At 45.9% G+C, this 26,020-nt stretch carries 19 protein-coding genes; 9 read left to right on the top strand and 10 right to left on the bottom strand.

What is annotated here, in order from left to right:
- Nucleotide 1: 1 nt before the first annotated feature.
- The 4 genes from ACUM5Y_RS13880 to ACUM5Y_RS13865 form a co-directional block, all read right to left on the bottom strand.
- On the bottom strand, nucleotides 2-1,096 hold the full coding sequence (locus tag ACUM5Y_RS13880; RefSeq protein WP_445977478.1) for an ABC transporter ATP-binding protein: 1,095 nt from the start codon (nucleotides 1,094-1,096) through the stop codon (nucleotides 2-4).
- Between the two features lie 18 nt (nucleotides 1,097-1,114).
- On the bottom strand, nucleotides 1,115-1,945 hold the full coding sequence (locus ACUM5Y_RS13875; protein ID WP_445977477.1) for a carbohydrate ABC transporter permease: 831 nt from the start codon (nucleotides 1,943-1,945) through the stop codon (nucleotides 1,115-1,117).
- 10 nt (nucleotides 1,946-1,955) lie between these two features.
- The gene (locus ACUM5Y_RS13870; RefSeq protein ID WP_445977476.1) at nucleotides 1,956-2,816 is read right to left on the bottom strand and encodes a carbohydrate ABC transporter permease; all 861 of its coding nucleotides are present in this window, start codon (nucleotides 2,814-2,816) and stop codon (nucleotides 1,956-1,958) included.
- A gap of 101 nt (nucleotides 2,817-2,917) precedes the next feature.
- Nucleotides 2,918-4,237: an ABC transporter substrate-binding protein gene (locus ACUM5Y_RS13865; protein WP_445977475.1), complete on the bottom strand. Its 1,320-nt coding sequence runs from the start codon at nucleotides 4,235-4,237 to the stop codon at nucleotides 2,918-2,920.
- 317 nt (nucleotides 4,238-4,554) lie between these two features.
- Here ACUM5Y_RS13865 and ACUM5Y_RS13860 point away from each other — a divergent pair, with 317 nt between their 5' ends.
- Nucleotides 4,555-4,830, top strand: coding sequence for an FAD assembly factor SdhE (locus ACUM5Y_RS13860; RefSeq protein WP_445977474.1), 276 nt, complete (start codon nucleotides 4,555-4,557; stop codon nucleotides 4,828-4,830).
- Between the two features lie 414 nt (nucleotides 4,831-5,244).
- Here the strand turns inward: ACUM5Y_RS13860 and nadB are convergent, their stop codons facing one another.
- Entirely contained in the window at nucleotides 5,245-6,834 is a 1,590-nt protein-coding gene (nadB, locus tag ACUM5Y_RS13855; protein WP_445977473.1) for an L-aspartate oxidase, read from the bottom strand.
- 226 nt (nucleotides 6,835-7,060) lie between these two features.
- Here nadB and rpoE point away from each other — a divergent pair, with 226 nt between their 5' ends.
- The 5 genes from rpoE (at nucleotide 7,061) to ACUM5Y_RS13830 (ending at nucleotide 11,157) form a co-directional block, all read left to right on the top strand.
- Nucleotides 7,061-7,654, top strand: a complete 594-nt coding sequence (rpoE, locus tag ACUM5Y_RS13850) for an RNA polymerase sigma factor RpoE (protein ID WP_445977472.1) — start codon at nucleotides 7,061-7,063, stop codon at nucleotides 7,652-7,654.
- On the top strand, nucleotides 7,651-8,247 hold the full coding sequence (locus ACUM5Y_RS13845; protein ID WP_445977471.1) for a sigma-E factor negative regulatory protein: 597 nt from the start codon (nucleotides 7,651-7,653) through the stop codon (nucleotides 8,245-8,247). Before rpoE ends, ACUM5Y_RS13845 begins: the two co-directional genes overlap by 4 nt.
- Before the next feature lie 9 nt (nucleotides 8,248-8,256).
- A complete protein-coding gene (locus ACUM5Y_RS13840) occupies nucleotides 8,257-9,219 on the top strand; it encodes a MucB/RseB family sigma factor regulatory protein (protein WP_445977470.1) in 963 nt (320 codons plus the stop codon).
- On the top strand, nucleotides 9,216-9,683 hold the full coding sequence (locus tag ACUM5Y_RS13835) for a SoxR reducing system RseC family protein (protein WP_445977469.1): 468 nt from the start codon (nucleotides 9,216-9,218) through the stop codon (nucleotides 9,681-9,683). Before ACUM5Y_RS13840 ends, ACUM5Y_RS13835 begins: the two co-directional genes overlap by 4 nt.
- Nucleotides 9,684-9,744: 61 nt before the next feature.
- Nucleotides 9,745-11,157, top strand: coding sequence for a DegQ family serine endoprotease (locus ACUM5Y_RS13830; protein WP_445977468.1), 1,413 nt, complete (start codon nucleotides 9,745-9,747; stop codon nucleotides 11,155-11,157).
- 85 nt (nucleotides 11,158-11,242) lie between these two features.
- Here the strand turns inward: ACUM5Y_RS13830 and argA are convergent, their stop codons facing one another.
- Together argA and argE are read right to left on the bottom strand one after the other, a co-directional pair.
- A complete protein-coding gene (gene argA / locus ACUM5Y_RS13825; protein WP_445977467.1) occupies nucleotides 11,243-12,553 on the bottom strand; it encodes an amino-acid N-acetyltransferase in 1,311 nt (436 codons plus the stop codon).
- Nucleotide 12,554: 1 nt separating this feature from the next.
- The gene (gene argE / locus ACUM5Y_RS13820; protein ID WP_445977466.1) at nucleotides 12,555-13,730 is read right to left on the bottom strand and encodes an acetylornithine deacetylase; all 1,176 of its coding nucleotides are present in this window, start codon (nucleotides 13,728-13,730) and stop codon (nucleotides 12,555-12,557) included.
- 210 nt (nucleotides 13,731-13,940) lie between these two features.
- On the opposite strand from argE, the gene ACUM5Y_RS13815 reads away from it, so the two are divergent.
- The 3 genes from ACUM5Y_RS13815 (at nucleotide 13,941) to ACUM5Y_RS13805 (ending at nucleotide 18,148) form a co-directional block, all read left to right on the top strand.
- Nucleotides 13,941-14,906, top strand: a complete 966-nt coding sequence (locus tag ACUM5Y_RS13815) for a CYTH domain-containing protein (RefSeq protein ID WP_445977465.1) — start codon at nucleotides 13,941-13,943, stop codon at nucleotides 14,904-14,906.
- Between the two features lie 35 nt (nucleotides 14,907-14,941).
- On the top strand, nucleotides 14,942-17,881 hold the full coding sequence (gene glnE, locus ACUM5Y_RS13810) for a bifunctional [glutamate--ammonia ligase]-adenylyl-L-tyrosine phosphorylase/[glutamate--ammonia-ligase] adenylyltransferase (RefSeq protein WP_445977464.1): 2,940 nt from the start codon (nucleotides 14,942-14,944) through the stop codon (nucleotides 17,879-17,881).
- Between the two features lie 63 nt (nucleotides 17,882-17,944).
- Nucleotides 17,945-18,148 (top strand): hypothetical protein, encoded by a 204-nt coding sequence (locus tag ACUM5Y_RS13805; RefSeq protein ID WP_445977463.1) that lies wholly within the window; start codon nucleotides 17,945-17,947, stop codon nucleotides 18,146-18,148.
- Between the two features lie 72 nt (nucleotides 18,149-18,220).
- Here ACUM5Y_RS13805 and sbmA read toward each other — a convergent pair whose 3' ends face one another.
- From sbmA to ACUM5Y_RS13790, 3 genes are all read right to left on the bottom strand, one after another.
- A complete protein-coding gene (gene sbmA, locus ACUM5Y_RS13800; RefSeq protein WP_445977462.1) occupies nucleotides 18,221-19,507 on the bottom strand; it encodes a peptide antibiotic transporter SbmA in 1,287 nt (428 codons plus the stop codon).
- A 241-nt stretch (nucleotides 19,508-19,748) separates the two neighbouring features.
- Nucleotides 19,749-20,963 (bottom strand): aspartate aminotransferase family protein, encoded by a 1,215-nt coding sequence (locus ACUM5Y_RS13795; RefSeq protein WP_445977461.1) that lies wholly within the window; start codon nucleotides 20,961-20,963, stop codon nucleotides 19,749-19,751.
- A 51-nt stretch (nucleotides 20,964-21,014) separates the two neighbouring features.
- A complete protein-coding gene (locus ACUM5Y_RS13790) occupies nucleotides 21,015-25,832 on the bottom strand; it encodes an NAD-glutamate dehydrogenase (RefSeq protein ID WP_445977460.1) in 4,818 nt (1,605 codons plus the stop codon).
- Nucleotides 25,833-26,020 lie beyond the last annotated feature (188 nt).

Below are 26,020 nucleotides of genomic sequence, written 5' to 3'. Positions count from 1 at the left end.
CTTATGCTTCCTCAGGAATCACAGAAACAACACGGTCATTCTCATTGAACAAAATGACTTCGGCTTCATCGATAAGAAGGTTGACGGCTTGGCCGTCTTGTAGCTCACTGCGTGCAGAAGCTTTCACAATGATGGTTTGACCACTGCCTAGTTGAATGTGCGCGTAAGCTTCAGAGCCTAGGTGTTCAATCAATTCAACCACACCTGAGATTTGTCCGCCTTCTGGCACAATTGACATGTGCTCTGGGCGAATACCAAGAATCACAGAACTTGGAAGTTGACCTGGTAGGCGGTTGGCAGGGAAATCCACTTGGCTGTTAAGTAGCTTCAAGTTCAAGGTTTCGCCGTCACGTACCACGCTATCTACCGGCATTAGGTTCATTTTTGGTGTACCAATGAACTCAGCAACAAAGCGGCTGTTTGGCTTGCGGTATAGCTCAAGCGGCGTGCCCACTTGCTCGATCTGACCTGCATTCAAGATAACTACGCGATCTGCCAAGGTCATTGCTTCCACTTGGTCGTGAGTTACGTAAATCATTGTTGTGCCGAGTTTTTTGTGTAAGCGAGCAAGTTCAAGACGCATTTGTACACGCAGTGCAGCATCCAAGTTAGACAATGGCTCATCAAACAAGAAAACTTTTGGCTGACGAACGATAGCGCGACCAATGGCAACACGCTGACGCTGACCACCAGAAAGCTCTTTTGGCTTACGCTCTAGTAATGGATCAAGTTGCAAAGACGCGGAGACAGAACGTACTTTTTCTTTAATTTCTTCGTCTGGCACTTTTGCTAGACGCAAAGCGAAAGATAAGTTGTCGGCAACCGTCATGTGCGGATACAAAGCGTATGATTGGAATACCATTGCTAGGTCACGTTTAGAGGACGCAAGCTCAGTGATATCACGGCCGTCTAGCTCAATAGTACCGCCAGTTGAGCTTTCCAATCCTGCGATGGTGCGCAGTAGAGTGGATTTACCACAGCCTGATGGACCAACGAATACAACAAACTCGCCTTCGGTAATAGATAGGTTAATACCGCGCAAAGCATGGTAGCTGTCGTAGTGTTTTTGCAAATCTGTAATGGCTAAGTAACTCATAAGATATCTTCCTAATAATTATTTTACGGCACCGAAGGTGAGGCCTTGGACAAGTTGTTTTTGACAGAACCAACCGAACACAACGATCGGAGCACAAGCCAGAGTCGAAGCAGCGGATAGCTTCGCCCAGAATAAACCTTCAGGGCTAGAGTAAGAGGCAATCATAGCGGTAAGTGGTGCCGCTTCTGAGGCCGTTAAGTTAAGAGACCAAAAGGCTTCGTTCCAACATAATACGATGGACAAAAGACCAGTAGAGGCGATACCACCAACAGACAGAGGTAGCACAACTTTGGCAATTTCATCCCAAGGTGTTGCGCCGTCCATACGTGCCGCTTCTAGAATTTCTTTTGGTAAATCTTTGAAGTAGGAGAACAGCATCCAAATAATGATAGGTAGGTTCATTAGCGTGAAGATAATGACCAAACCGGTACGAGAATCCAGTAATCCGAAATCACGGCTAAGGATGTAAATAGGTACCAATACACCTACCGCAGGTAGCATTTTGGTAGAAAGCATCCATAGCAAGATGTCTTTGGTTTTCTTACCAGGGAAGAAAGCCATTGAGTAAGCTGCTGGTACGGCAATGATAAGAGCGATCAAGGTAGAACCAAAAGATGTGATCACTGAGTTCATTGCATGGTGCAAGTAGTTACTACGTTCTTGCACGACTGCGAAGTTATCCAACGTTGGTTCAAAGAATAGCGTTGGTGGAATAGCGATGGCCTGTAATTCCGTTTTAAAGGAAGTAATAAACATCCAGAAAATCGGGAAGAAAAGAACCAAAGCGATCAGCCATGAAAATAGGCCAGTAATAAATGTTTTAAGTTTACGTTGCTGATTAAGAGTCATCTTATTTACCTCACACCGTTAGGTTTTTGCCGACGGCACGAATTAGGAAGAAGGCAACGATATTGGCAAGCAATACAGCGAATAAACCGCCTGCAGATGCTACACCTACGTCGTACTGTAGTAGTGCTTGGTTATAGATCAGGTACGCAAGGTTTGTACTGTCATAACCTGGGCCACCGCCTGTGGATACAAAGATTTCTGCAAATACGGCTAGCAAGAAAATCGTTTCAATCATGATTACCACGGCAATTGGGCGAGCAAGATGTGGAATAGTCAGGTAGCGGAAAATGTGCCAACCTGTCGCGCCATCCATTTGTGCTGCTTCTTTTTGCTCTGTGTCTTGAGATTGCAAAGCGGTCACAAAAACCAACACTGCAAAGGGTAGCCACTGCCAGCTCACCATCATAATGACAGAGCCTAGGGGGAAATCCGACAGCCAGTCTATTGGTTCGAAACCAAGACTCTGGGATATCCAGGCAAAGATGCCGTAAACAGGGTTCATCATCATGTTTTTCCAAATCAAGGCGTTAACCGTTGGCATGATAAAAAACGGAGAAATTAATAGTACGCGAACAATATTTTGACCAAAAAATGGTTTGTCGATCAGGGCGGATAAAGCCACACCTAGAACAACCGTAACGATCAATACAGACAATAACAATATGAGCGTGTTAGATACGGCCGGTATAAAACCAGGGTCTGTGATGAAGAACTCAAAGTTCATCCAGCCCACAAAGTTATTTTGACCTGGGTACAATAAATTGTAGCGAATAGTGGAAAAGTAAATGGTCATGGATAGAGGAACTATCATCCAAACCAAAAGTAATATGACGGAGGGCGCCATTAATAAGCGAGTAATTGAGCGCTTCATAGTATTGTCTCTTATTATAATCGGAGAGATTGGCCTTTCTACGAGGCTTGCATCAAAGCATAAGAGATAGGGAAACCCCTATCTCTTATGGTGACTAACGGCTAGTAGTAGCCTGCTTGACGCATTTGACGATTGGCAGAGCTGTTAGCAGATTTAAGCGCTTGGTCAACTGACAAGCTGCCTGCTAGAGCACCAGATACCATTTGTCCTGTCGTAGTACCAATTGCTTGGAACTCAGGGATAGCAGCGAACTGTACACCAACGTAAGGAGATGGTTTCAGTGTGCTGTCATTTGGATTAGCAGAGTTAATTGCTTTTAGTTCCGCTTTCGCGAAAACAGCTGCATCTAGGAACTTCTGGTTAGCGTATGTGCTGGCACGAGTACCTGTAGGTACAGCGGCCCAACCATTTTTCTCGCCCACTAACTGGATGTATTCTTTAGATGTTGCCCAGCGAACAAATTTCTGTGCTGCTTCAGCATTTTTCGTTGCAGATGGGATACCTAGAGCCCAAGCCCATAGCCAGTTAGCACCTTTTTCTGTTACAGAAATTGGAGACTGAGCGAAGCCAACTTGGTCAGCAACTTTACTTTGCTTAGGATCTGTTACGAAAGAGGCTGCGATAGTCGCATCAATCCACATGCCACACTTACCAGCGTTAAACAAAGCTAAGCTTTCGTTGAAGCTGTTAGAGCTTGAACCTGGAGGGCCGTACTTAGTAAGAAGGTCAACGTAGAAGTTAACTGCGTTTTTCCACTCAGCAGACTCAAGTTGTGGTTTCCAGTCTTCATCAAACCAGCGAGCACCAAAAGAGTTAGCCATGGTAGTCATAAGGGCCATGTTATCGCCCCAGCCAGCTTTACCACGTAGACAGATACCGTAAACGCCATTTTCTGGATCGTTTACTGCAGCAGCAACATCGCGGATGTGCTCCCAGCTGTCACGGTCGTTGATTTCCATACCAGCCGCTTTCACTAGGTCTTTACGGTACATAACCATAGAGCTTTCACCGTAGAAAGGAGAAGCGTACATGGTGCCATCGTAAGATAGACCGTTGCGGATAGATGGAAGAATATCTTCTTTGTCGTAGTTACCTGATGTGTCTACAGGTTGTAACCAACCACGCTCACCCCAAATCGGTGCTTCGTACATACCAATGGTCATTACATCGTATAGACCACTTTTGTTGGCAATGTCTTGTGTAACGTTTTGACGAAGAACACCTTCTTCAAGTGTTACCCACTTGACTTTGATATCTGGGTTGGCTTTTTCGAACTCAGGTGTGAATTTTTGCATTTCGATCATATGGCCGTTATTTACTGTGGCAATAGTGATCTCAGTTTGAGCGAAGGCACTAGCAGCAGTCATAGCTGCAGAGAAAGATACCGCAAGAGTAACGGCGTTCTTGGTAAGGCTTTTCATAGGTTTCTCCCTATCTGGGGTAATTGTTTTTATATTGGTACCTAGTCTTGATATCTATGATCAAGTAACTACTAATATAAGCTAGACTATAATTGACTCGCTAATACATATATTTCTAATAATTGTACTATTTTGTTTTGTTTGTAATCAAATGTGACAAAAATAGTCCAAATAATACCGCTTGTGGGCCTTAATGCTTCCTTGAATTTGGCTGATTTAGCTCGCTTTTTGGATAAAGTGATAGATTTTTGTCTAGGGATTTTCGCTTATGCTTCAAACAGCTATAATGATTTATCTACAGTTGGAGAGAACCGAACATGAGTGAAACAATCGAGTCAATGAGCTTCAATCGCCTAAAATGGCATTGCCGTCGTGGCATGTTGGAATTGGATTTGCTCTTAGAGCCTTTTTTGGATGAAGTGTTTTTGACGCTGGACGAAGAAGATAAAAAACGCTTCTACAAATTGATCATGTGTGAAGACCAAGAAATTTTCCCCTGGTTTATGCAAAAAGAAGTGCCGCAAGATCCAGATTTAGCCCGCATTGTTAATATTATTGTGACTCGTGTTCAGCCTGAGAACTACCGAGCTTAAGGCTTCTTTATTGGGGAGTGCCTGCACCAGTGCCGTTATCCTCTGCGGTGTCTGGCTACTAAATCATATTAGCATGCCCACCGCCTGGCGTTATGCCTATTTCTTGCTAGCGAGTTTGGCCTGGATAATCTTGGTTGTGAGGCATTTTTTGCAATCAAACCAAGCTGTTGGCATTGATGAATTGGGTGCCTATCTGCACAAAAACGGGCATAGGTACCCTTTAACCTTTGTTCGTTTCAACTCACTGCAGTTGATTGCACGCTACCCTAGGCCCCACCGAGTATTAGACGTGATCTGGCCTGCCTATTGTCTAATTTACAAAGATAGCCTTCCCACGCATGCCTATTCTATCTTGCGCTCCTTTGCCGCTCAGCAAAAGCTGTTTGGAGACCAGGAGCGTCATAAATAGAGTGGTTATTGCTTTGGCGTAAGTATGGTTGGTTGGCTATTTGGAAGCTTCTCTGGATAGTCCAAAGTAAAGTGTAGGCCGCGGCTCTCTTTTCTAGACATGGCAGATTTAATAATTAAATGTGCCACTACCGCTAGGTTTCGAAGCTCAAGCAAGTCACTGGAGATTTTATAGTTGGCGTAAAACTCTTGGATCTCAGAGTGCAACAAATCGACCCGGTGCTTGGCTCGTAATAGACGTTTGTCCGTACGAACAATCCCAACATAATCCCACATGAAGCGTCTTAACTCTTGCCAGTTATGGGCAATTACCACGTCTTCATCTGAGTCGGTTACTTTCGACTCATCCCAATCTGGAATGGAAATATCCAGCTCTGCCGCTTTGCTGTTAAGGATTTTTTCTGCCGCAGAGCGTGCATACACAACACACTCAAGTAAAGAATTACTGGCTAAACGATTCGCACCGTGTAAACCGGTATAGGCGGTTTCCCCAATGGCATATAAATGCGCCACATCTGTTGCACTGTGTTGGTCCACCACAACCCCACCACAAGTGTAGTGAGCCGCAGGTACCACAGGGATCGGCTTTTTAGTGATGTCATGACCATATTCCAAACAAAGCTTATAGATGTTTGGGAAGTGTTCTTTTATGAAATGCTCGTCTTTGTGGGAGATGTCCAGCATGACATGATTAATCCCTAGGCGTTTCATTTCATGGTCAATGGCTCTAGCAACTATGTCTCGAGGTGCCAGCTCGCCACGAGGGTCGAACTTATGCATGAAAGACGAACCATCGGGTAGCAACAGCTTGCCACCTTCTCCTCGAACCGCTTCAGAGATAAGGAAGGTTTTGGCTTTTGCATCGTACAAACAAGTCGGGTGGAATTGATTAAATTCCATGTTGGCAACACGACAGCCAGCACGCCAGGCCATGGCTATACCATCCCCAGAGGCAGTATCAGGGTTGCTGGTGTACAAATAAACTTTACTGCTTCCGCCGCAGGCAAGGGTGATGTGATTGCCGCTAAAGACTTCAATGGAATCGTTTTCTAAGTTGAGCGCGTAAACACCTATGGCTCGGCTTTCTCCAGGGATACCAAGCTTGGTAGTAGTGACCACATCTATGGCCACACGATCTGGGAAAAACTGAATGTTTGGGTGATTCAACGCATTTTTGATCAGCGTTTTAGAAATGGCGCGCCCTGTGGCATCGGCACTGTGAATGATGCGTCGATGGCTATGACCGCCTTCTTTGGTTAAATGATACTCATCCCCTGAGCCGTAACGAGTAAAAGGTACGCCTTGATCAATGAGCCAGTCGATGCTGGCTTTCGAGTGTTCAACCGTAAAACGAATAGCCTCAGGATCGCCGAGTTCAACGCCAGCATCTATGGTATCCCGAATATGAGAATCCACCGTATCCTTATCGGATAACACAGCGGCAACCCCACCTTGAGCGTACAGTGTTGAGCCTTCACGAATATCTGCTTTCGTTAAAATAGCAACACGATGGGTGTCGGCGAGCTCCAGCGCTAGTGTTAGTCCGGCAGCGCCTGCGCCAATGATGACAATGTCCTGTTTGAAATGCTGGCTCATGATATCGATCTAGTAGGAGAGTAAGCCATTAATGTTACTATTGTTGTTGTGCAATAGAGAATACTTTCTTTAGCTGCTGGCTAAAAATCTATGAAATAGGTGTCATTTCATAGGGCTATTTTGGTGAATTTTATCAAATTCTGTTGGAACTAGTTGCACTCTTGTTTGTCTACTTCCTAAGTAGAGCAGAGGACACAGATAAAAACAGTTCCGGAACGAGGTGTCTATGCAGCAAAAAGCGTCTTCAGATCAGGCGTTAGTTGAAAAAGTGCAGCAGGGTGATAAGCGTGCATTTGATTTATTAGTGAGTAAATACCAGTACAAGGTAATCGCACTGATTGGTCGCTATGTTCAAGACCGACATGAAGCGTTAGACGTAGCGCAAGAAAGTTTTATTAAAGCCTATCGGGCCATCGGTAACTTCCGCGGCGAGAGTGCATTTTATACCTGGTTGTATCGTATTGCGGTCAATACCGCCAAAAACCATTTAGTCACACGCTCTCGTCGACCACCGGGTTCGGATATAGAGCTTGATAACGAAGAGGTCTTTTGTGCCCATGATGCCTTAGCTGATGTGGCGACCCCTGAGGCCAATTTAAATCGTAATCGCCTAGAAACCGCGATACATGCCAGCATTAAAGCCTTGCCAGAAGAATTGCGTGAGGCCTTAACTCTGCGTGAATTTGAAGGGCTGAGCTATGAAGATATCGCGCAAATAATGATGTGTCCGGTTGGTACTGTACGCTCAAGGATCTTCCGTGCAAGAGAGGCGGTGGAAAAACACATACGTCCACTTATGGATACAGGAGATAAGCCATGAGCATATCCGAAGATAAACACATTAGTCGCTTATCGGCGATGTTTGACGGTGAAGCAAGCGTCGAAGACCTTGATGCTTTATTGCAAGAGAACCCCGATGAGCTCAATCAAAAACTGCAAAGTCATCAGTTGATTAGACAAACCTTACACAGAGACTCTGTGTGGCAAGGTGAGCCTTTAAATTTAGCGGCACAGATTCGTGACCGTCTAGACAATGAAGAGGATTTCGCGGCAAATGTATTGCCTATGTCGGCAAAGTCAGCGACGTCTCAGCCAAAAGCTATGGTATGGCGTGGTTGGTTTAGTGGTGTAGCGGTTGCCGCTAGTGTCGCCTTTGTGGTGATTTTAGGGGGAAATCATTTAATTAACCCTGAAGCAGAAGACAACAATATTGTTCAGGCTGAAACGCCCCAAGAACAATTTCTGGCCAGTGATGTTGTGGCCATTGCAGAGTTGGCAGACAAACCCTTGCCAGCTGATAGCTTGCGCTTAAAAAACTATTTGCGTGAGCATGCTGAGCAAGCCGCGAGAACAGCAGGGCAAGGGATGATACCTATGGCTCGTGTTGTTAGTTACCCGATTGAAGAGAAATAAGGTAGACCTATGAGGTTACTCGTCGTTTTATTCATTGTTATCACTTCTTGCATCAGTAGTGCTCAGCTTTTTGCACAAGCGAGCGCCGCTGACGCCATTGCAAGACTGAAACATATGACGGAAGCCTTTGCTGCTTTAAATTATGAAGGGGTGTTCATTTACGCTAACCCAAAGCAAATTAATAGTATTCAGGTGCGCCATCAACTCATTGATGGGGTTGAATACGAAAGCTTGCTGGATTTGGATGGTGATAGTGTGCAAGTGCTGCGTGTGGGGGATAGAGTTATTTGTGTTTATCCCGATAAAAACAGTGCCAGCTCTAGAGGCCCTTTACTCACCTCTTTGCAACATTTTGAAAACTTGCCGGCCGATCAGCTAGCTTTAGGGTATGACTTTGTGGTTTCCCCAGAGCATGCTCGTATTGCTGGTCGGGAAGCGGTTGAAATCACCTTAGAGCCAAAAGATGAGTACCGTTATGAGCATGTGTTTTGGCTAGATGTGGAGAATAATTTCCTTTTAAAACATGTGACATTGTCCACATCGGGTGAACCGCTAGAAAGAATGCAATTCACTTCGGTAAAGTTCGATACAGACTTGAAAGCCGAAGATTTTGCCCCCAAAAAAGGTACTTACTCAGAGCTAGTCCATGAAGAGCCTGCTCGACCTATTAAAAATCAGTGGAAATTTGATTGGTTACCGGATGGCTTTAAACCTGTTTGGCCTCAAGCCCGAGCGCTAAATCATGGCACTAGCATGTTGCTGCTTTCCGACGGCATGACAACCTTGTCGGTGTTTGTTGAGCCCAGTATGAAAACTAAAGCCATGACGGTATTGAGCATGGGAGCAACCCTTGCTGGCGAGCGCAGCATCAAAGTTGGCGATCAACTCTATCTACTGACTATGGTAGGTGAAGTGCCAGAAGTGACGATTACAAAATTAATGTCAGTGTTTATGCCTAGGGTACAAGAATGATTGAAGAGTCCGGAACGGTATTGGCAACGGAAGCAGGTTATGCGGAAGTTGAAACCATACGCACGAGCAGCTGTACTGCTTGTCGGGCACGTCATGCTTGTGGCCATCACGCCATAGCTCAGGTGTCATCAACGAACCGCATGCGTATGAAAGCGATTGATCCGCTGCAAGTCAGTGTTGGTCAAAAAGTCATCGTAGGAATCCCAGAAGACACCTTATTACAAGCGTCTATGTGGATGTATATGGTGCCTTTGCTAGGTTTGGTGATTGGCGCTGTTTTACCCTCCTTATGGGGCGGTAGTGCAGGCATTGCAGTGGTTTTATCTATTCTAGGTTTCATTGCAGGACTTGCCTTTGCCAAGCATAAAGCCAAGCTGCAAGCGACGAACCCTGACTTTTACCCGAAAGTATTACGAATTGAACAAACTCATGGGGAACAAGTGCCCTTGTTGTTTACCCCATGAGTATAAAAAAGACTTCACCTGGCACTGTAATGAACTTGGTACGTTTTAAGGAGACCATTCAATGAACAGACTGCTAAAAAAAATGAACCTAGGAATTGTCGGCGTTGTCATGACATTTGCTATGTTCGCCCATGCCGCTGAGTTACCTGATTTCACTGATTTGGTAGAGGAAGCTTCCCCTGCCGTGGTGAACATTAGTACCGAGACGGTGGTTAAAAATGCTTCCGCAAGCAGTAATGGACAAAGTCAGTTACCGCCGAACAGTGAGGAGCTTAATGAATTCTTTAGACATTTCTTTGGTCAGCAGCCTTTTGGCCAGCAACAAGCGCCACAAGAAAAACAGCGTAATTCATTAGGTTCCGGCTTTATTATTTCGCAAGACGGTTATGTACTGACCAATAATCACGTCATTGATGGTGCGGATGTTATACATGTGCGCCTTAATGACCGCCGTGAATATTTAGCGGAATTGGTGGGTACGGACCCTCGTACCGATTTGGCGCTGTTGAAAATCGAAGCAGAAAATCTACCCACTGTGACCATGGGTGAGTCCGATAAGTTAAAACCGGGTCAATGGGTGTTGGCAATCGGCTCTCCGTTTGGTTTTGACTACACAGTAACTGCAGGCATCGTGAGTGCGACAGGTCGTAACTTGCCATCAGACAGTTATGTGCCTTTCATCCAAACGGATGTGGCTATTAACCCAGGTAACTCTGGTGGCCCTTTGTTTAACCTAGATGGCGAGGTAGTGGGCATTAACTCACAAATTTATACACGCTCCGGTGGTTTTATGGGGGTGTCTTTTGCTATCCCATCTAAAGTGGCTATGTCCGTTGTTGAGCAGTTAAAAGTCGACGGTAAAGTGTCTCGCGCTTGGCTGGGTGTTTTGATCCAAGACGTCAATAATGAACTTGCGGAGTCCTTTGGTTTGGACCGTCCACAAGGCGCGTTAGTCAGTCGAGTAATGGATGATTCTCCAGCTGAAAAAGCGGGTTTAAGATCTGGTGATATCATTTTGTCTTTTAACGGCGAAGATATCGAACATTCTGGCGAGCTGCCTTATGTGGTGGGTCAAATGAAAGCTGGTGATGAAGTTACCGCTGTAATTTACCGTGACGGCAAAGAGCAGAATATCGATGTCATCTTAGAAGCACGCTCTGAAGATGGTAGCTCACCTACTGAAGCGCAAAAAGAGCTTACACGTCTTGGTATGAAGGTGGGGGAAGTGCCAAGTGATGTGGCCGCTCGTTTAGACATCGAAGGCGGTGTTGTGGTTGAGCAAGTGCTTGGTGGTGCGGCATCACGTAACGGTTTACAACAAGGGGATGTGATCACCATGTTGAATGGCCAGCGCATTGAAGGCGTTACGGAATTCAAAGCCATTGCGAAAAGTATTCCGAATAATCGCTCCGTACCTATGCGAGTGATACGTGGCGGCTACCCAATGTTTATCCCATTCAAAATAGAAGGGTAACCTCTACACGTTTTAAAAATGGGCCTCGTTCTTAGAACGAGGCCCATTTTTGTTTTTAGTGCAGAGAATACGCTCGCTTGAGGGCTTATAAACTCTTAGCGAAAATTTTAGAGTTACGCTGGTAGTTATACAGGGCTTTCTTTTGGGCAGGTAACTGTTCTAGGCTGGTTTCACTAAAACCATGTTCAATAAACCAGTGAGCAGTACGAGTGGTCAGCAAAAAAACCTGAGTCAGCTTAAGCTCTTTGGCTGCTTGTTCTATTCCCTTGAGCAAACGCTCGCCACGATTTTCACCGCGGTAGTTGGGGGATACCGCCAGGCAGGCAAGCTCTCCCGCGTTTTCGGACTCGAACGGATAAAGGGCGGCGCAGGCAACAATAGCGCCATCTCTTTCAATCACGATAAAGCGGTCAATCTCATTCTCGAGAAGTTCCCGAGAGCGTCTCACCAGGGCGCCTTTTTCTTCTAAAGGGGCAAGCAAAGCCATCATGCCGCCTACATCATCAATGTTGGCTGGTCTAAGCTGCTCGTAGCTGTCTTCATCTATCATGGTGCCGGAACCTTCACGAGTGAAAAGCTCACGGATTAAGCCACCATTAATGTTGTAGGAAATTAGGTGCGCGCGAGGAACATTCTGACGTACCGCCATAACGCATGCGCTCAAAGAGGCATGGGTGTTGGAAGAAAGAGTTTGGCTTTGCAGAATCTCTTCCGCATCTTTAGTCAACAATTCGGAGTAAAGCTCACCGTCACGGGTGAAAATCCCTTCTTCTTCGGAAAAAATGACTAGTTTATCGGCTTTCAGTTGCACGGCGGCTTGCACCGCGACGTCTTCGCTTTTTAGGTTAAACACTTCTCCGGTTGGCGAAAAACCAAGGTGAGGCAGTAGCACCATGTTGTCATCTTCAAGCAGGCGAAAAATCGCTTCCGTATCGATGCGACGAACTTCTCCGGAATGGCCGTAATCAATGCCTTCCACCACCCCAAGAGGACGTGCGATCACATAATTTCCACTGCAAACTTTTAAGCGGGCACCCGCCATAGGTGTATTGGAAAGCCCCATGGAAAGCTGGGCTTCAAGTTGCACCCGAACGGCTGCAGAAGCTTGTATAACATTTAATAGCTGCTCTTGTGGCGTTACGCGGTACTCGCCACCTAGTTGATTAAGCTGTTCGCCTTTGGATAAGACTCTGTCAATTTGCGGACGAGCCCCTTGTACCAACACAAGGCGAATTCCCAGTGAGTCTAAGAGGGCTAAGTCATGAATGATGCTGGAAAAATGCTCGCACTCAGCCGCTTCGCCAGGGATAAGAATGACGAAAGTTTTACCCCGATGGGCATTGATATAAGGGGAAGAATGGCGAAACCAGTCTACATAATTTAGTTCGTCAGACACGCTATTCCTCGTTGTTCTGATGTTGTTCCGACAGGCAAAAGCGTTCAACTAAGCCGCGGATAACCTGTTGCATGGGTTGAATCTGGTCAATTGCCATAAACTCGTTAGGCTGGTGAGCTTGATCTATCGAGCCGGGCCCTAGGATAAGTGTTTCCATCCCTAGCTGGTTTAAGAATGGCCCTTCCGTCGCAAATGCCACTGTGCTGGCATGGCGTTGAGTTAAGGATTCACAAGCCTTAATAATAGCGGATTCTGTCGGTGTGTAAAAAGAGGGAACGTCTGGGAAAAGGCTATTAAGTTGGATTTTTGTGCCAGTTTTCCTCTCAATGCCTGGTAGTCGCTGAGAAATCTCTGCCATCAGGCTCTGATTGCTCATGCCGGGTAAGGCTCTAAGGTCAAACTCAAGCTCACAGCTGCCACAAATTCGATTGGGGTTGTCGCCTCCATGAATACAACCAAAATTCATTGTTGGGTAGTCTATAACAAAGTTTGCATCACGATATTGATGCTTTAACTCTGCACGAAATGTCATCAACTCAGACATTACCGCATGCATGGCGTCAAGAGCATTGTTGCCTAGGGCCGGGTTGGAAGAGTGGCCTGCTTGTCCTGTCACTTGAATACGCTCCATCATGATCCCTTTGTGGGCATGAATAGGGGTTAAGGAGGTGGGCTCACCGATTAAAGCGTAACGCGCTTTTAGCTTATTTTGTGTCACCAAGGCGCGGGCGCCAGACATGGAGCTTTCTTCATCTGCCGTGGCCAGAACGATCAGTGGCTGAGAGGTTTTAGTGATGGCCATTTGGCGAACTGTATCGATAACAATGGCAAAAAAACCTTTCATATCACAGCTGCCTAGGCCATATAGGCGTTGGTCTTTTTCTTCGAGTTTAAAAGGGTCAGACTGCCAGCGGCCTTCATCATAGGGCACTGTGTCGGTATGGCCAGAGAGTACCAGTCCGCCATCCCCATGACCCAAGGTGGCGATCAAGTTGAACTTGTTCGGTTGGTCGGGAAGGGGCATGACTTCACACTGGAAACCGAGTGAAGCTAACCAGCTTTCGAGTAATTCAATAACGCCTTTGTTTGACTGATCCCAGTGTGCCTGACTACAACTAATAGAGGGGCTGGCAATAAGCTGAGACATCATGCTGATGAGCGATGGCGTTTGACTCATACGATTCTCCTTGAACCGAGTAGAATGCGAATATTACGACTCCTAGCAGGGTATCTGATAGACTTGAGATAGGGAAGGCATACAGGTGTTTTCTCAACAGACAACTAGAGAAAAGACTCAGTAACAGCGAGTTCAATTCACGAATTCGTGAGTCTACATTAAGTAGCTTTGTGCATTATTGAGAGCAAGGCTCAAAGAGGTTAATAGAGAATGGCAACGGAATTAGAGCTTAAGTTAATGGTGCATAGCGAACATCTTAAGCTGGCGAGTGAGTTTTTAGATCAATACTGCAATACAACATCCACCTCGGCTCGCCAAAGTACATTAGCCTTGATGAATGGCTATTATGACACCAAGGAATCTCTACTCAGAGAGTCCGGTATCGCTTTGCGTATTCGAGCGGTGAATCAAGAATACATTCAAACCGTCAAAACCCGTGGTAGTAGCCGTATCGGAATGCACGCCCGCGGCGAGTGGGAATGGCAGCTCGCTAATGACCAACTAGACCTGAGCTTACTGCAAGAAGTACCTTTGCCGGCTGTATTGCAAGATATGGCTTGGGGGCGTCAGCTGGTGGAAGTCTTTCGTACGGATTTTCAGCGCCAAGTTTGGTTAGTAGAGGCGGCTAACTGTGTTATGGAAGTGGTCTGCGACCAAGGTAGCGTAACGTCTAATTACGGTGAAGATGCCATCAGTGAATTAGAGTTAGAGCTAAAAAGTGGTGACGAAGCTGGGCTGTACAAGTTTGCACGAACCATTGCGGAGCATGTGCCAGTACAAGTAAGTGTGGTTTCAAAAGCCCAGAAAGGCAGCCGTTTACAGCATGGGCATATTGATTTTCCCGATAAGCCTAAAGGCAATTTAGAGCCTGTGGCATTAGCCGCCTACTGGTATGAAGTCTGGTTAGTGTATTGGGAAGCCATGTTCTTTATGAAAGACGAGGTGCTGATTCAGCCCGTTAGGGATTCGATGGCTCAATTAGGACGCTGCCTACCTAAAGACCTACAAGAGCCGTTAGTGCGACTTGATCGTTTGTTTGAACAGCAAGCCATGCATTTTGAAACTGAAGTGGTTAGCCAAACCAGCCATGAAACATTACTGGCCTTTGCCGGCATGAAAGAAACTGGCCTTGCTATGCTTGAAATTGGTTTATGGCTCAATAAACAAAGTGTTTAATATTATCTATCTATAAAAATAAGGAAGTCGGCTAGATGACCCCAGCAATGAATCCCGCTTTTCAAGAGCTTTGCGATCTAACCCAGAACCGTGACCTACTATTACAAAGCCTACAAGATGCTAGGCAAAGACAGGGTCTAATAGAGCTGGATCATGAGCAGATTAAGGATTTGGAGCCCATCTGGCTGTTAAGCAACTATGTGCACCAACAGTGTTTGCGTCACCCTGCCTGGCTGGACGAACTGGCAAAGACTTCGGTCTTGCCAAGTTCGCCCTCGATTGCCTCATTACTAGAGGGAGAAGCGCATTTTTCTGAGCTGAAAAACGATGTTGTAGACATAGATTTTCATAGCATCAGTGAAGCGGATTTCATGAAGTGCTTGCGAGTGTATCGTCAGTGGTGGATGGTACGCCTGATCGCCTTAGATATAGAACAAAAAATCAGCTTATGTGATCTCACTCGATACTTAAGCGAGCTAGCTGACGTGTGTGTGAATGCGAGCTTGCAGTGGAGTCAGCATTATTACCGTGCCCTATATGGCAGTGCGTTGGATCATCAAGGTCAAGAACAAGCCATGATAGTTATTGGCATGGGTAAGTTGGGGGGCTATGAGCTTAATCTATCCTCCGATATTGATTTGATCTTTGCTTTTCATGAACATGGCGACACCCAAGGCGGCAAGAAAAGCCTATCTCATCAAGAATACTTCACTAAGCTTGGGCAAAAGCTTATCCAGCATTTAGATCAAATCACAGCGGACGGTTTTGTGTTCCGAGTGGACATGCGCTTGCGTCCCTTCGGCCAATCTGGGGCCTTAGTGCTGAATTTAGACTCTCTTGAAAACTATTACCAAGACCAAGGTCGAGACTGGGAAAGGTACGCCATGATCAAAGCCCGTGTGATGGCGGGTGGCGAACTGGGGGTACAAGATTTCGAGGCATTACGTAAACCTTTTGTGTATCGAAAATACCTAGATTTTGGAGCCCTAGGGGCGCTTCGTGATCTGAAGAAAATGATCGCGAAAGAAGTTCGCCGTAAAGGCATTGAACACAATATAAAGTTGGGCGAGGGTGGTATTCGAGAGGTTGAGTTCATAGTTCAGGCCCTGCAAATATTGCATGGTGGTCGTGACCAAGGCCTACAAGAGGCATCTTTATTGACTGTGCTGCCTTATCTGGCACAACAAAATTACCTTTCTGTTGAAGATATGCAAGCCCTGATCGATGCCTATGAATTATTGCGCCGTACCGAGCATGCTCTACAGGGGATGAACGACGAACAAACCCAGTTGCTGCCAACGGATCCAGATAAGCGTCTTGCTCTGGCCATCATGGTAGGTTTTTCTTCTTGGCAAGCGCTAGAAGACCAATTGTGGCAAGTCAGAAAGCAGGTTCATGCTCAATTTGTCGATTTGATTGATGATGGGGAAGAGTCCAGCAGTGAGAAAGAAAGCCAAGAAAGCTGGCGATTATTGTTAAAAACACCAGAAGATAAAGAAAGCATACTGGATGCCATTGCCGAGGTTACTTGGCAAGATAGCGATAAAGTCGTGAACCGATTGTCGCAATTGCTTAATTCTAAAACCATAGTGTTTATGCAAGCGGTAGGTCAGGAGCGTTTAGCTTTATTTATGTCGGCTCTCATGGCAAAACTGACCGATGAGGAGCGCCCAGATCTTGTCTTGGAAAGGATACTGCCTATTTTAGAGGCGGTGCTGCGCCGCACGGCTTATCTGGTTTTACTGTGTGAAAACCCTACAGCGATCACTCACCTTATCCGTTTATGTCGTGAAAGTGTGTGGTTCTCCGAGGCGATTTCAGCCACTCCGGCACTTTTAGATGAATTGCTGGACGCCAATACTCTGTTTTCTCCTCCGGATAAAGCCATGCTAGAGGACGAGTTAAGGCAAATTGTGTTGCGACTACCTGAAGACGATGAAGAAGCCCATATGGATGCCTTAAGGCGCTTTAAGCGATCCATCACTTTGCGTATCGCCGCTTGTGATATCACTGGTATTTTGCCTGTAATGAAGGTAAGTGATCATTTGACTTGGTTGGCAGAAGTTCTGCTCGAACAAGTGCTTTCTCAGTCTTGGCATCATTTGGTTCAAAAACATGGCTATCCCGTGAGTGATAACGAGGTTAAGCAGAACCCACAGCTTGCTATCATTGGCTATGGTAAATCGGGTGGTTGGGAGCTGGGTTATGACTCGGATTTAGATTTGGTGTTTATCTATGATGCCCAGTCAAATGGCATGACCAATGGCGCGCGAAGTGTGGATAACTTGACCTTTTATACCCGCCTTGGCCAGCGCCTTATACACATGATGACCAGTTTTACCGGTGCTGGGCGCTTGTATGAAGTAGACATGCGCTTAAGACCTTCTGGAAATTCTGGCTTGCTGGTGGCCAGCCTTGAGTCCTTTAAAGAATACCAAGCCAAAGAGGCTTGGGTTTGGGAGCATCAAGCCCTAAGCAGAGCGCGGGGGCTTGCGGGCGATCAAGGGCTTTTGGAACGCTTTGAAAAATGCCGAAAAGACACGCTTTCCATCCAGAGGAATGTCTCTGAGTTGAAAGAAGAGGTCATCAAGATGCGTGAAAAAATGCGAGCTCATCTAGACACTGGCGGTAGAGATAAAGGCTTTGATTTGAAGCAGGGAGCCGGCGGCATTATAGATATAGAATTTATGGTGCAGTTTATTGTGCTTGCTTGGTCTCATCAATATCCCGAACTTATGCGTTTTTCCGATAACGTGCGTCAACTAGAAAGCGCTTCTAAGGTTGGTCTGCTGGACACTCAAAAAGCTCTGAAGATGATTGAAATCTATACACTTTATCGAGCTAGAGCACACCGTTTAACATTACAGCAGCAAGGGCGAGTGGTGCAAGATGAGGCGCTTGCGGAGAATCAGGCGCTAGTCAGTGAATATTGGCAGGCCTTCGTCCTTTCTAGTGATGCGGATAATTGTTCGTAAAATGATCAATTAACGGTTATACTGTTCTCATTAACAGCAAATTTTGTGAGTAAGGGGGCTTTTATGGCAAGTATTGGCAGTGAGGCAATGGCCTATGCAAGTGAGGCTTATAGCGCAAGTTTGGCGAAGTCTGCACAGCAGCAAGAAGGCCAGCAATCTTTATCCTTGATTGAGAGCGCAGCGGTTCAGCCGATTACTCCTCCAGCAAGCAGTGGAGCCCATATCACAACAGATGTTCTAGGACAGCACATCAATATTCGCGTGTAGTTCAATAATCTTTTCATAATAAAACGCTCCTGATCTTCATGAGGTCAGGAGCGTTTTTATGTCTAGAGACTTCTAAAGCGAGTCATGCGATTCCAGATAGTCTGCATCAATGTCAGGCAACGGCTGATCATTAATCGCCGACTCAAAGGCTTTTAAACGTTTGTAAATGGACATAAGCTCAACAATTGTTGTCCATGAATTAATTAGAAATTGGAAAGACCCTTCAACCTGATTAAAGGCATTTAGGATTCGCTGCATTATGCCAAGGGTAAAGGCGCCGGCGACAATGGATGGTGCCAAGGCGATGAGAGGAACGAATTGGCCGACGTTCAAATAGCTGTAACGAACAACGTTGAAATACAGATAGTTGGCATACAGTCTGAAGTAGTTTTTACGCACATTGAAGAAGAGTTCGGATAATTTCGCCGGCTCCGCTCGGTCGGCATAGTCTTCCCCGTACACAAGTTCTTTACGGTAAGCCGCCTCAACGCGCTGGTTTTTAAACTCGAGCCCGGGTAAGCGAATACCAGCCACGGCCAATAAGAAAGTACCAAAAATCGACCAGATGATGGCGACAAACACTAAGGCTTGGGGCACTTCACCAATAATAGGTAGTACTTTCACATGATCCGATAAGGCCCAAAGAATCGGTAGGAAGGCGATTAAAGTCATAATGGAATCAAGAAAACGCACCCCTAAGCTTTCCATAATGCTGGCAAAGCGCATGGTGTCTTCTTGGATACGCTGGGATGCCCCTTCAATCTGACGTACTTGTTGCCATTTCGATGTGTAGTATTCGGTCATGGAAGTACGCCATCTAAACACATAATGGCTAACAAAGAAGTTATTAAAGACGGACACCGTCACTGCGACCATGATGATGATCGCCACGGTAGATAACTGCCCATAGAACTCCCCTAAGGTAATGCTCTGAGGGTTACCAAGGGCCTTTTGAATAAGGTCGTAAAAACCGCCATACCATTCGTTTAGCATGACACTGACTTGTACTTGGAACCAAGTAATAAAGACAATGAGTGCCGAGCCAATGATTGACCATTTCCCCCATTTTTGTCCGCCAATTACCAGCCATGCACCGACAAATAATAGGTAGCACAGGGCCATATATTGGTAGAGCCAGATGTCTAAGGCACTTTGATAGGAGGCTTGATAGGCCATTTGTGAGGCGGCGTCAGCGCCTTCTGCTAAGGCTTGTGGAAACTCAACGCCAAACAATGAGCCAAGACTAAGAATGTGCCCTAAGTCTTGAATGGCTAAATACCAACCTAGTACACAGGCAAGCGCCCAACCGGCAAAACTTAGAAAAAATATTTTAGGATTTGGAAAAAAGGATCGAAACACAGTTTGGCTTCTCTTTAAGTTAAATACCGTTAAGCCATTGATTTGAGGCTAATTCAATGGCGCATGATAGTTAGCTTAAACTACCACAAGGTGAAGAACAATCACGGTATTGATCAGGAATCTGTAAAAAACTAGGACAAGTGTTAGTTAGGAGAGGGGAATGCTGTTAAGTAATGGTCTGGCTATAAAAAAACGGGCCGAAGCCCGCTTTTCATTTGTTGTAGCTTTTGTAACGTGCGGGTTATTGAGCCGCCATCACGGCTGCTACCGCTTTTTCCAATCGAGCTAGGCCTTCTTGGATATCTTTTTCTGGGATAATAAGTGACGGCGCTAAACGTAACACGTTTGGTCCCGCAACCAGAACGAACAAACCTTCTGCCGCTGAAGCTTTAATGAACTCAGCCGCTTTACCCGCTAAGCTATCAACTACTTCGCCACCAATGAGCAAGCCTTGGCCACGAATGTCTTTAAAGACATGGTGTTTCTCATTAATAGCCGTTAAGCCTTTAACGAATAGGTCATGACGCTTTTGGATACCAGATAACACTTCAGGTGTGTCGACAATATCAATGACAGCTTCCGCAATGGCACAAGCCATAGGGTTACCACCGTAAGTACTGCCGTGTGTACCAAATGCTAGGCTTTTTGCTGCATCTTCTGTTGCTAGCATGGCCGCAACAGGGAAGCCATTGCCCAACGCTTTAGCTGTGGTCAGTACGTCAGGAGTGACGCCTAGTTGTTCGTAAGCGTAAAGAGTACCAGTACGGCCAACGCCAGATTGAACTTCATCAAACACTAACAGTGCTTTATGTTGGTCACACAATTCACGAACTTGCTTAGCAAATTCTGCATCGGCAGGGATAATACCGCCTTCGCCTTGGATAGGTTCCATAACAACGGCGCAAGTTTTGTCACTAATAAGTGCTTTTAGTTGCTCGATGTTGTTGTAATCACAATGCTTAATGCCACCAGGTGTTGGCTCAAAGCCTTCTTTGTACTTAGCTTGACCGCCAACAGAAACGGTAAACAGCGTGCGTCCGTGGAAAGACTTATTGAAGGCAATGATCTCGTGTTTTTCTGGGCCAAAATGGTCGTAAGCGTAACGGCGTACAAGTTTGAAAGCCGCTTCATTTGCTTCGCCACCACTGTTGGCAAAAAATACGCGATCAGCAAAGGTTTTTTCAGTCAGCTTTTTTGCAAGGCGCAAAGCTGGTTCATTGGTCATGACGTTAGATAGGTGCCAAAGTTGGCCAGCCTGTTCACGCATGACATTAACAAGAGTCGGATGAGAGTGACCTAGAGCGGTTACCGCAATACCACCTGCAAAATCGATATACTCTTTATTGTCTTTGTCCCACACGCGAGAGCCTTCACCACGAACAGGAATAATCGCAGAAGGTGCGTAGTTAGGGACCATTACCTCATCAAAGGTTGCTCTTGTTACTTCTTGTGCCACGTTAGATACCTCTTTTAATTAGGCGGTCGGAATTTCCGACCGCCTAGTGGGTTATATCAAATTTCTTAATTCACGAATAGCAACGGTTACCATAGCAAGGGTTAGTTCCGAGCCAGCTTTAATTTCGCTAAAGGTGGTACGGTAATGCTTGATATTGTCACTGTTCAGCTCACGCCAATGTTCTAGGCGTTGGTTCAGATCTGTTACTTGAGCGCTGGACTGAATAACTTCTTGGGTCAGCGTACGCAAACCGTTATCCACTTCGTCTCCCAAACCTGCTTTGGCACGGCGTTGCCACATATCATCGGCTGGCAACTCATTAACGCTATGGCGTAACCAGTGCAGCTCTAGATCCATTTCCAAAGCAAAGTAGGTTTGTGCAACATCGAGCACTTCTTTCTCTGTATTACTCGCTACGCGGATAATGTCTAAACCGTAGAAGAGGTAATGCAGAGCAGAAAGTCTTTCCGCAAGCTCCGCTGGAATACCTTGCTCAACAAGACCTGAAATGATTTCAGTCAAGTGGGCTTGGCTAGGCTCCGTTAAGATGGCCTGCATATTCGCTCTGATGATCTCCACCCCAGGTTTGTAGGTGTCTTTCAAACGCTGAATAGACAAACTCTCGCGAGTGTTGCGCAGTAACCATAAGGTTGCGCGTTCCATTAGGTTTTGGATACGAATGAGCAAGCGGTTCAGAACTTGGTTTGGTACTTTAAAGTCCAGGGCGTTGACGTCATCCCACAAAGATGGAATGTCGAAAATATCTTCTGCTGCCATGTAAGCGCGCACTAGGTTCAACGCCGACGCACTGGTCTCGTCTTGCATGTAAGTACTAAAAGTTGGCCCCATGCGGTTACCAAGATTATTGGTAACGTGACCAGCAATAATTTCCTGACTTAGTGCGTGAGACGCCATTTGGTCAGAGAAGCGCTTCGTTAACTGAGTTGGGAAATACTGGTGGATCTGAGTGATCAGATCTTCGTCTTCACCAATACCATCTTCTACCAGTTGCTCAGACAACTTGATTTTCGAGTAAGCCAAAAGCACTGAAATTTCAGGGCGAGTCAGACCAAGCCCTTTGTTCAAACGCTTTTTAATCTGTGCATCACTTGGCAAGAACTCGATTTCTCGGTTCAAACGACCTTCACGTACTAAGGACAAGATAAGGCGCCAGTGATCCGCTAGACGTTCTGGTGCTTGCGCATTAGCCAAGGACAACACATGACTTTGGCCACGGTTGTGACGCAAGACTAGGTTGCCCACTTCGTCCGTCATTTCAGCCAGTAATGAATTACGCTGCTTCTCAGTCATGTCACCGTTTTCAACCACACGGTTTAACAAGATCTTGATGTTTACCTCGTGGTCGGAGCTGTCCACACCGGCTGAGTTATCAATTGCATCGGTGCTGATTAAACCGCCGTTTTGGGCAAATTCAATACGACCCTGTTGAGTCAAACCTAGGTTGCCGCCTTCACCAACGATTTTGCAACGCAGCTCTTTACCGTTCACTCGAAGACTGTTGTTTGCGTTATCGCCAACATCAGCATGAGACTCGCTTTCTGCTTTAACGTAAGTACCAATGCCACCATTCCACAATAGGTCAACAGGGGCTTTCAAGATGGCGTTAAGTAAATCCGTTGGTGCCATGGATTTTACGTTGCCTTCAATGCCCAATGCTTTGCGAATGTCGGCATTGATTGGAATCGATTTAGCCGAGCGATTAAAGATGCCACCACCTTTCGAGATCAGCTCTTTGTTGTAATCTTCCCAAGAAGAGCGAGGAAGATTGAACAAACGCTCACGCTCAAGGAAAGAGGTCGCTGAGTCTGGCGTTGGGTCAATGAAGATGTGCATGTGGTTGAATGCCGCCACCAAACGAATGTGTTTGGACAGCAACATGCCGTTACCAAATACGTCACCGGCCATGTCGCCCACGCCCACTGCGGTAAAGTCAGTGGTTTGGCAATCTACGCCGATTTCTTTAAATTGACGCTTAACGGACTCCCATGCACCACGGGCCGTGATGCCCATCTTCTTATGGTCGTAGCCGTTTGAGCCACCAGACGCAAAAGCATCCCCTAACCAGAAACCGTATTTTTCAGAGATGCTGTTGGCTAAATCTGAGAAAGTTGCTGTGCCTTTGTCTGCCGCGACAACTAGGTATGGGTCGTCTTCATCGTAGCGTTGTACGGATGTCGGAGCGACTACTTCGTTTTGTACCAAGTTGTCTGTAATGTCTAGCAAACCACTAATGAAGGTGGTGTAACAATGTACAACTTCCGCTTGAATGTCTTCACGAGAAGCGTTTTTCTTCAGTTGCTTAGCAACAAAACCACCTTTTGCACCAGAAGGTACGATAACGGCGTTTTTCACCATTTGTGCCTTCACGAGGCCAAGTACTTCCGTACGGAAATCTTCCATACGATCAGACCAGCGCAGACCACCACGAGCGACTTTACCGCCACGCATGTGGACACCTTCCACCCAAGGTGCGTAGACAAATATCTCGAACTTAGGACGAGGCAGCGGCACCGCAGGGATCAAGGTCGGGTCTAGTTTAAAGGACACATAATCCTTAATTTCACCCTTCGCATCGGCTTGATAGAAGTTAGTACGCAACATTGCCTGAATAACAGACAGGTAATGTTTCAGAATGCGGTCTTCATCTAGGTTGGCGACTTGATCAAGTTCTTGCGTGATCTTATCCAGTAACTTATCAACTTTTTCACCACGCTTAGCGGTTGCACTCGGATCAAAACGTTGTTCGAACAATTGCACCAGTAAACGGGTGATGTTGGCGTTTTTCTCCAACGTTTGTTGCATGTATTGCACAGAGAAAGGCACTTGTAGCTGCATTAGGTACTTGGTTAATGCGCGCAGCATAGTGACTTGGCGCCAAGTAAGAGAGGCGTCTAGTACCAGAGCGTTGAAGCGGTCGTTTTCGACACGGCGGCGGAACACTTGATTGAAGGCGTCTTGGAAAGCTTCACGCTGAGCACTTTTCTCAAGGTTTACGTCAGAATCCACGATAATGGCAAATTCAACGACCCAAGTATTTGCTTTACCATCACCGTTCTGATCCAGCTCATAAGGGCGTGCTTCAAGAACACGTAACCCCATGCATTCTAGAATTGGCAATACATCAGATAAAACAAGCGTGGTGCCAGAACCGTATACTTTAAAGAAGTAGTTGTTCTTAGACTGACCTACTTGACGGTATAAGTGAGTGCTAATCTCACCTTCACCTGCCAATTGGCTAAGACGATCAATATCCAGTACGGCAGTATTGGGTGAGAAATCTTCACGGTACGCAGCAGGCAAGTAATGAGCATAGGTAGTAAACAACTCATTGCCGGATTCTTCACCATGGCTGGTATGTAGGGCGCTTAGTAGTTTGTCTTCCCAAGAACTCATGGCCTCTTGCATATTGCGTTGAATATCATCAACGTCAATGCTTGGGCTTTGTTTAGGGTCAGCGATCTGAATGGTAAAGTTTACCCGAGCAAGCACTAGCTGAGAGAACTGCACGTTAAATTCAGAACTGGTGCCATTACAGGCTTTCATCAAGATGTCTTGCATCTTAATACGCAATTCAGTGTTGTAACGATCACGAGGCACATACACAAGAGCATTGAGGAAGCGTCCGTAAATGTCCTTGCGTAAGAAGACCCTAAGCTGGCGTCTTTCTTGGATGGCCAAGATGCTTGCGATCGTGTCGTATAAGTCATCCACTGGCGCTTGCAACATTTCGTCACGCGGGTAGCTGTTTAGAATATGCTTTAAGTTTTTGCCTTTGTGGCTGTTTGGATCAACGTTTGCACGCTCAACAATATGATCGAGCTTTTTGCGCAACAGTGGAATATCTTGCAGACGCGCCACATAGGCTGCGGAAGAGTACAGACCAAAGAAGCGCCATTCGCCAATCACTTTGCCTTTCTTATCAAAGCGTTTAACGCCTAGGTAATCCAGGTGAACAGGGCGATGTACGGTAGAAATTGCCGTAGATTTGGTCAAGATCAAAATGTTGCTAGGGTCTATCGCCAATTCCGCAAGACGGTCTTGTAGGACGATGTCACGTTTTACTTTTTTATCATTTAGATCGCGGAAAGTTCCAAGACCTGAACCATCGACTAATTTAAGGTGAGTCTCGTTACCTTCAACCGTTAGGTCATAAGCTCTAAAGCCAATGAAGGTGAAGTTGTTGCCTGCCACCCAACGTAAGAAGTCCAAGTTTTCTTGGTGCTCTTCACTGTTTTTAAGGTGAGCAAGTTTTTCGGATTCACTTACGATATCGTCCAGCTTGTTTTTCATGGCTGGCCAGTCTGCGACGGTTGTGACAATATCGCCCAAGCTCTTTAATAGCTCATTTTTGATTGATTCCATCTGATTCACATCAGATAGGTGATCAATTTCGAAACGCATTAAAGACTCTTGAGTGTCTGATTTCTTATCAAGACAAGTCAGGTCGCCTTTTTTGTCCCGAATGACATTAAGTAATGGGTGAGCGGTAAAGTGTATTGTGTGCCCTAGGCGTACCAGCGCCATGTTGAAAGAGGACACCAAGAAAGGCATGTCATCGGTAAGGATTTCGATAACAGTATGAGTCGATTGCCAGCTGTGTTCTTCAAAATTCGGATTATAGACACGAATCTTGGGCGCATTATTTGGACGTTGCTGCATGAAGTCCCATAGGCACACAACCGTGCCGTATAGGTTTTCAATCGATTCATTTATTAAATCTTCCGCTAAGGAGTCTTGGAAGTATAAATGAGCGAGCTGAATAATATTTTGAGCTTCTTGCGCATTAAAGTTTTCTTGTATTTCAATTCCAATGCGTTCGATTAATTCGTTTTTCTTGTGATTAGTCATTAGAACTCATCCTCATGAGTGGTGTGCCGAATAATGCTAGTTGTCAAAACCAGTTAGCGAAAGTTTTCATTCAGGACAGTGATTTGAATTATTATGAAAAAAACACGACTTTGATAGGGTGTTATTTTTCAAAATGCGACATTTCTTTCCTGTATCTGGATCTAAAGGGCAAAAAAGCCTTGAAACAA

It is taken from the genome of Marinomonas dokdonensis (genome assembly GCF_052747885.1).
This window is presented reverse-complemented; position numbering and strand designations above follow the sequence as displayed.

What these genes read in the sequence shown, in the direction of transcription:
- ACUM5Y_RS13880 (WP_445977478.1), bottom strand. Translation starts at nt 1,096, where the DNA reads ATGAGTTACTTAGCCATTACAGATTTGCAAAAACACTACGACAGCTAC.
- ACUM5Y_RS13875 (WP_445977477.1), bottom strand. Translation starts at nt 1,945, where the DNA reads ATGACTCTTAATCAGCAACGTAAACTTAAAACATTTATTACTGGCCTA.
- ACUM5Y_RS13870 (WP_445977476.1), bottom strand. Translation starts at nt 2,816, where the DNA reads ATGAAGCGCTCAATTACTCGCTTATTAATGGCGCCCTCCGTCATATTA.
- ACUM5Y_RS13865 (WP_445977475.1), bottom strand. Translation starts at nt 4,237, where the DNA reads ATGAAAAGCCTTACCAAGAACGCCGTTACTCTTGCGGTATCTTTCTCT.
- ACUM5Y_RS13860 (WP_445977474.1), top strand. Translation starts at nt 4,555, where the DNA reads ATGAGTGAAACAATCGAGTCAATGAGCTTCAATCGCCTAAAATGGCAT.
- nadB (WP_445977473.1), bottom strand. Translation starts at nt 6,834, where the DNA reads ATGAGCCAGCATTTCAAACAGGACATTGTCATCATTGGCGCAGGCGCT.
- rpoE (WP_445977472.1), top strand. Translation starts at nt 7,061, where the DNA reads ATGCAGCAAAAAGCGTCTTCAGATCAGGCGTTAGTTGAAAAAGTGCAG.
- ACUM5Y_RS13845 (WP_445977471.1), top strand. Translation starts at nt 7,651, where the DNA reads ATGAGCATATCCGAAGATAAACACATTAGTCGCTTATCGGCGATGTTT.
- ACUM5Y_RS13840 (WP_445977470.1), top strand. Translation starts at nt 8,257, where the DNA reads ATGAGGTTACTCGTCGTTTTATTCATTGTTATCACTTCTTGCATCAGT.
- ACUM5Y_RS13835 (WP_445977469.1), top strand. Translation starts at nt 9,216, where the DNA reads ATGATTGAAGAGTCCGGAACGGTATTGGCAACGGAAGCAGGTTATGCG.
- ACUM5Y_RS13830 (WP_445977468.1), top strand. Translation starts at nt 9,745, where the DNA reads ATGAACAGACTGCTAAAAAAAATGAACCTAGGAATTGTCGGCGTTGTC.
- argE (WP_445977466.1), bottom strand. Translation starts at nt 13,730, where the DNA reads ATGAGTCAAACGCCATCGCTCATCAGCATGATGTCTCAGCTTATTGCC.
- ACUM5Y_RS13815 (WP_445977465.1), top strand. Translation starts at nt 13,941, where the DNA reads ATGGCAACGGAATTAGAGCTTAAGTTAATGGTGCATAGCGAACATCTT.
- glnE (WP_445977464.1), top strand. Translation starts at nt 14,942, where the DNA reads ATGACCCCAGCAATGAATCCCGCTTTTCAAGAGCTTTGCGATCTAACC.
- ACUM5Y_RS13805 (WP_445977463.1), top strand. Translation starts at nt 17,945, where the DNA reads ATGGCAAGTATTGGCAGTGAGGCAATGGCCTATGCAAGTGAGGCTTAT.
- ACUM5Y_RS13790 (WP_445977460.1), bottom strand. Translation starts at nt 25,832, where the DNA reads ATGACTAATCACAAGAAAAACGAATTAATCGAACGCATTGGAATTGAA.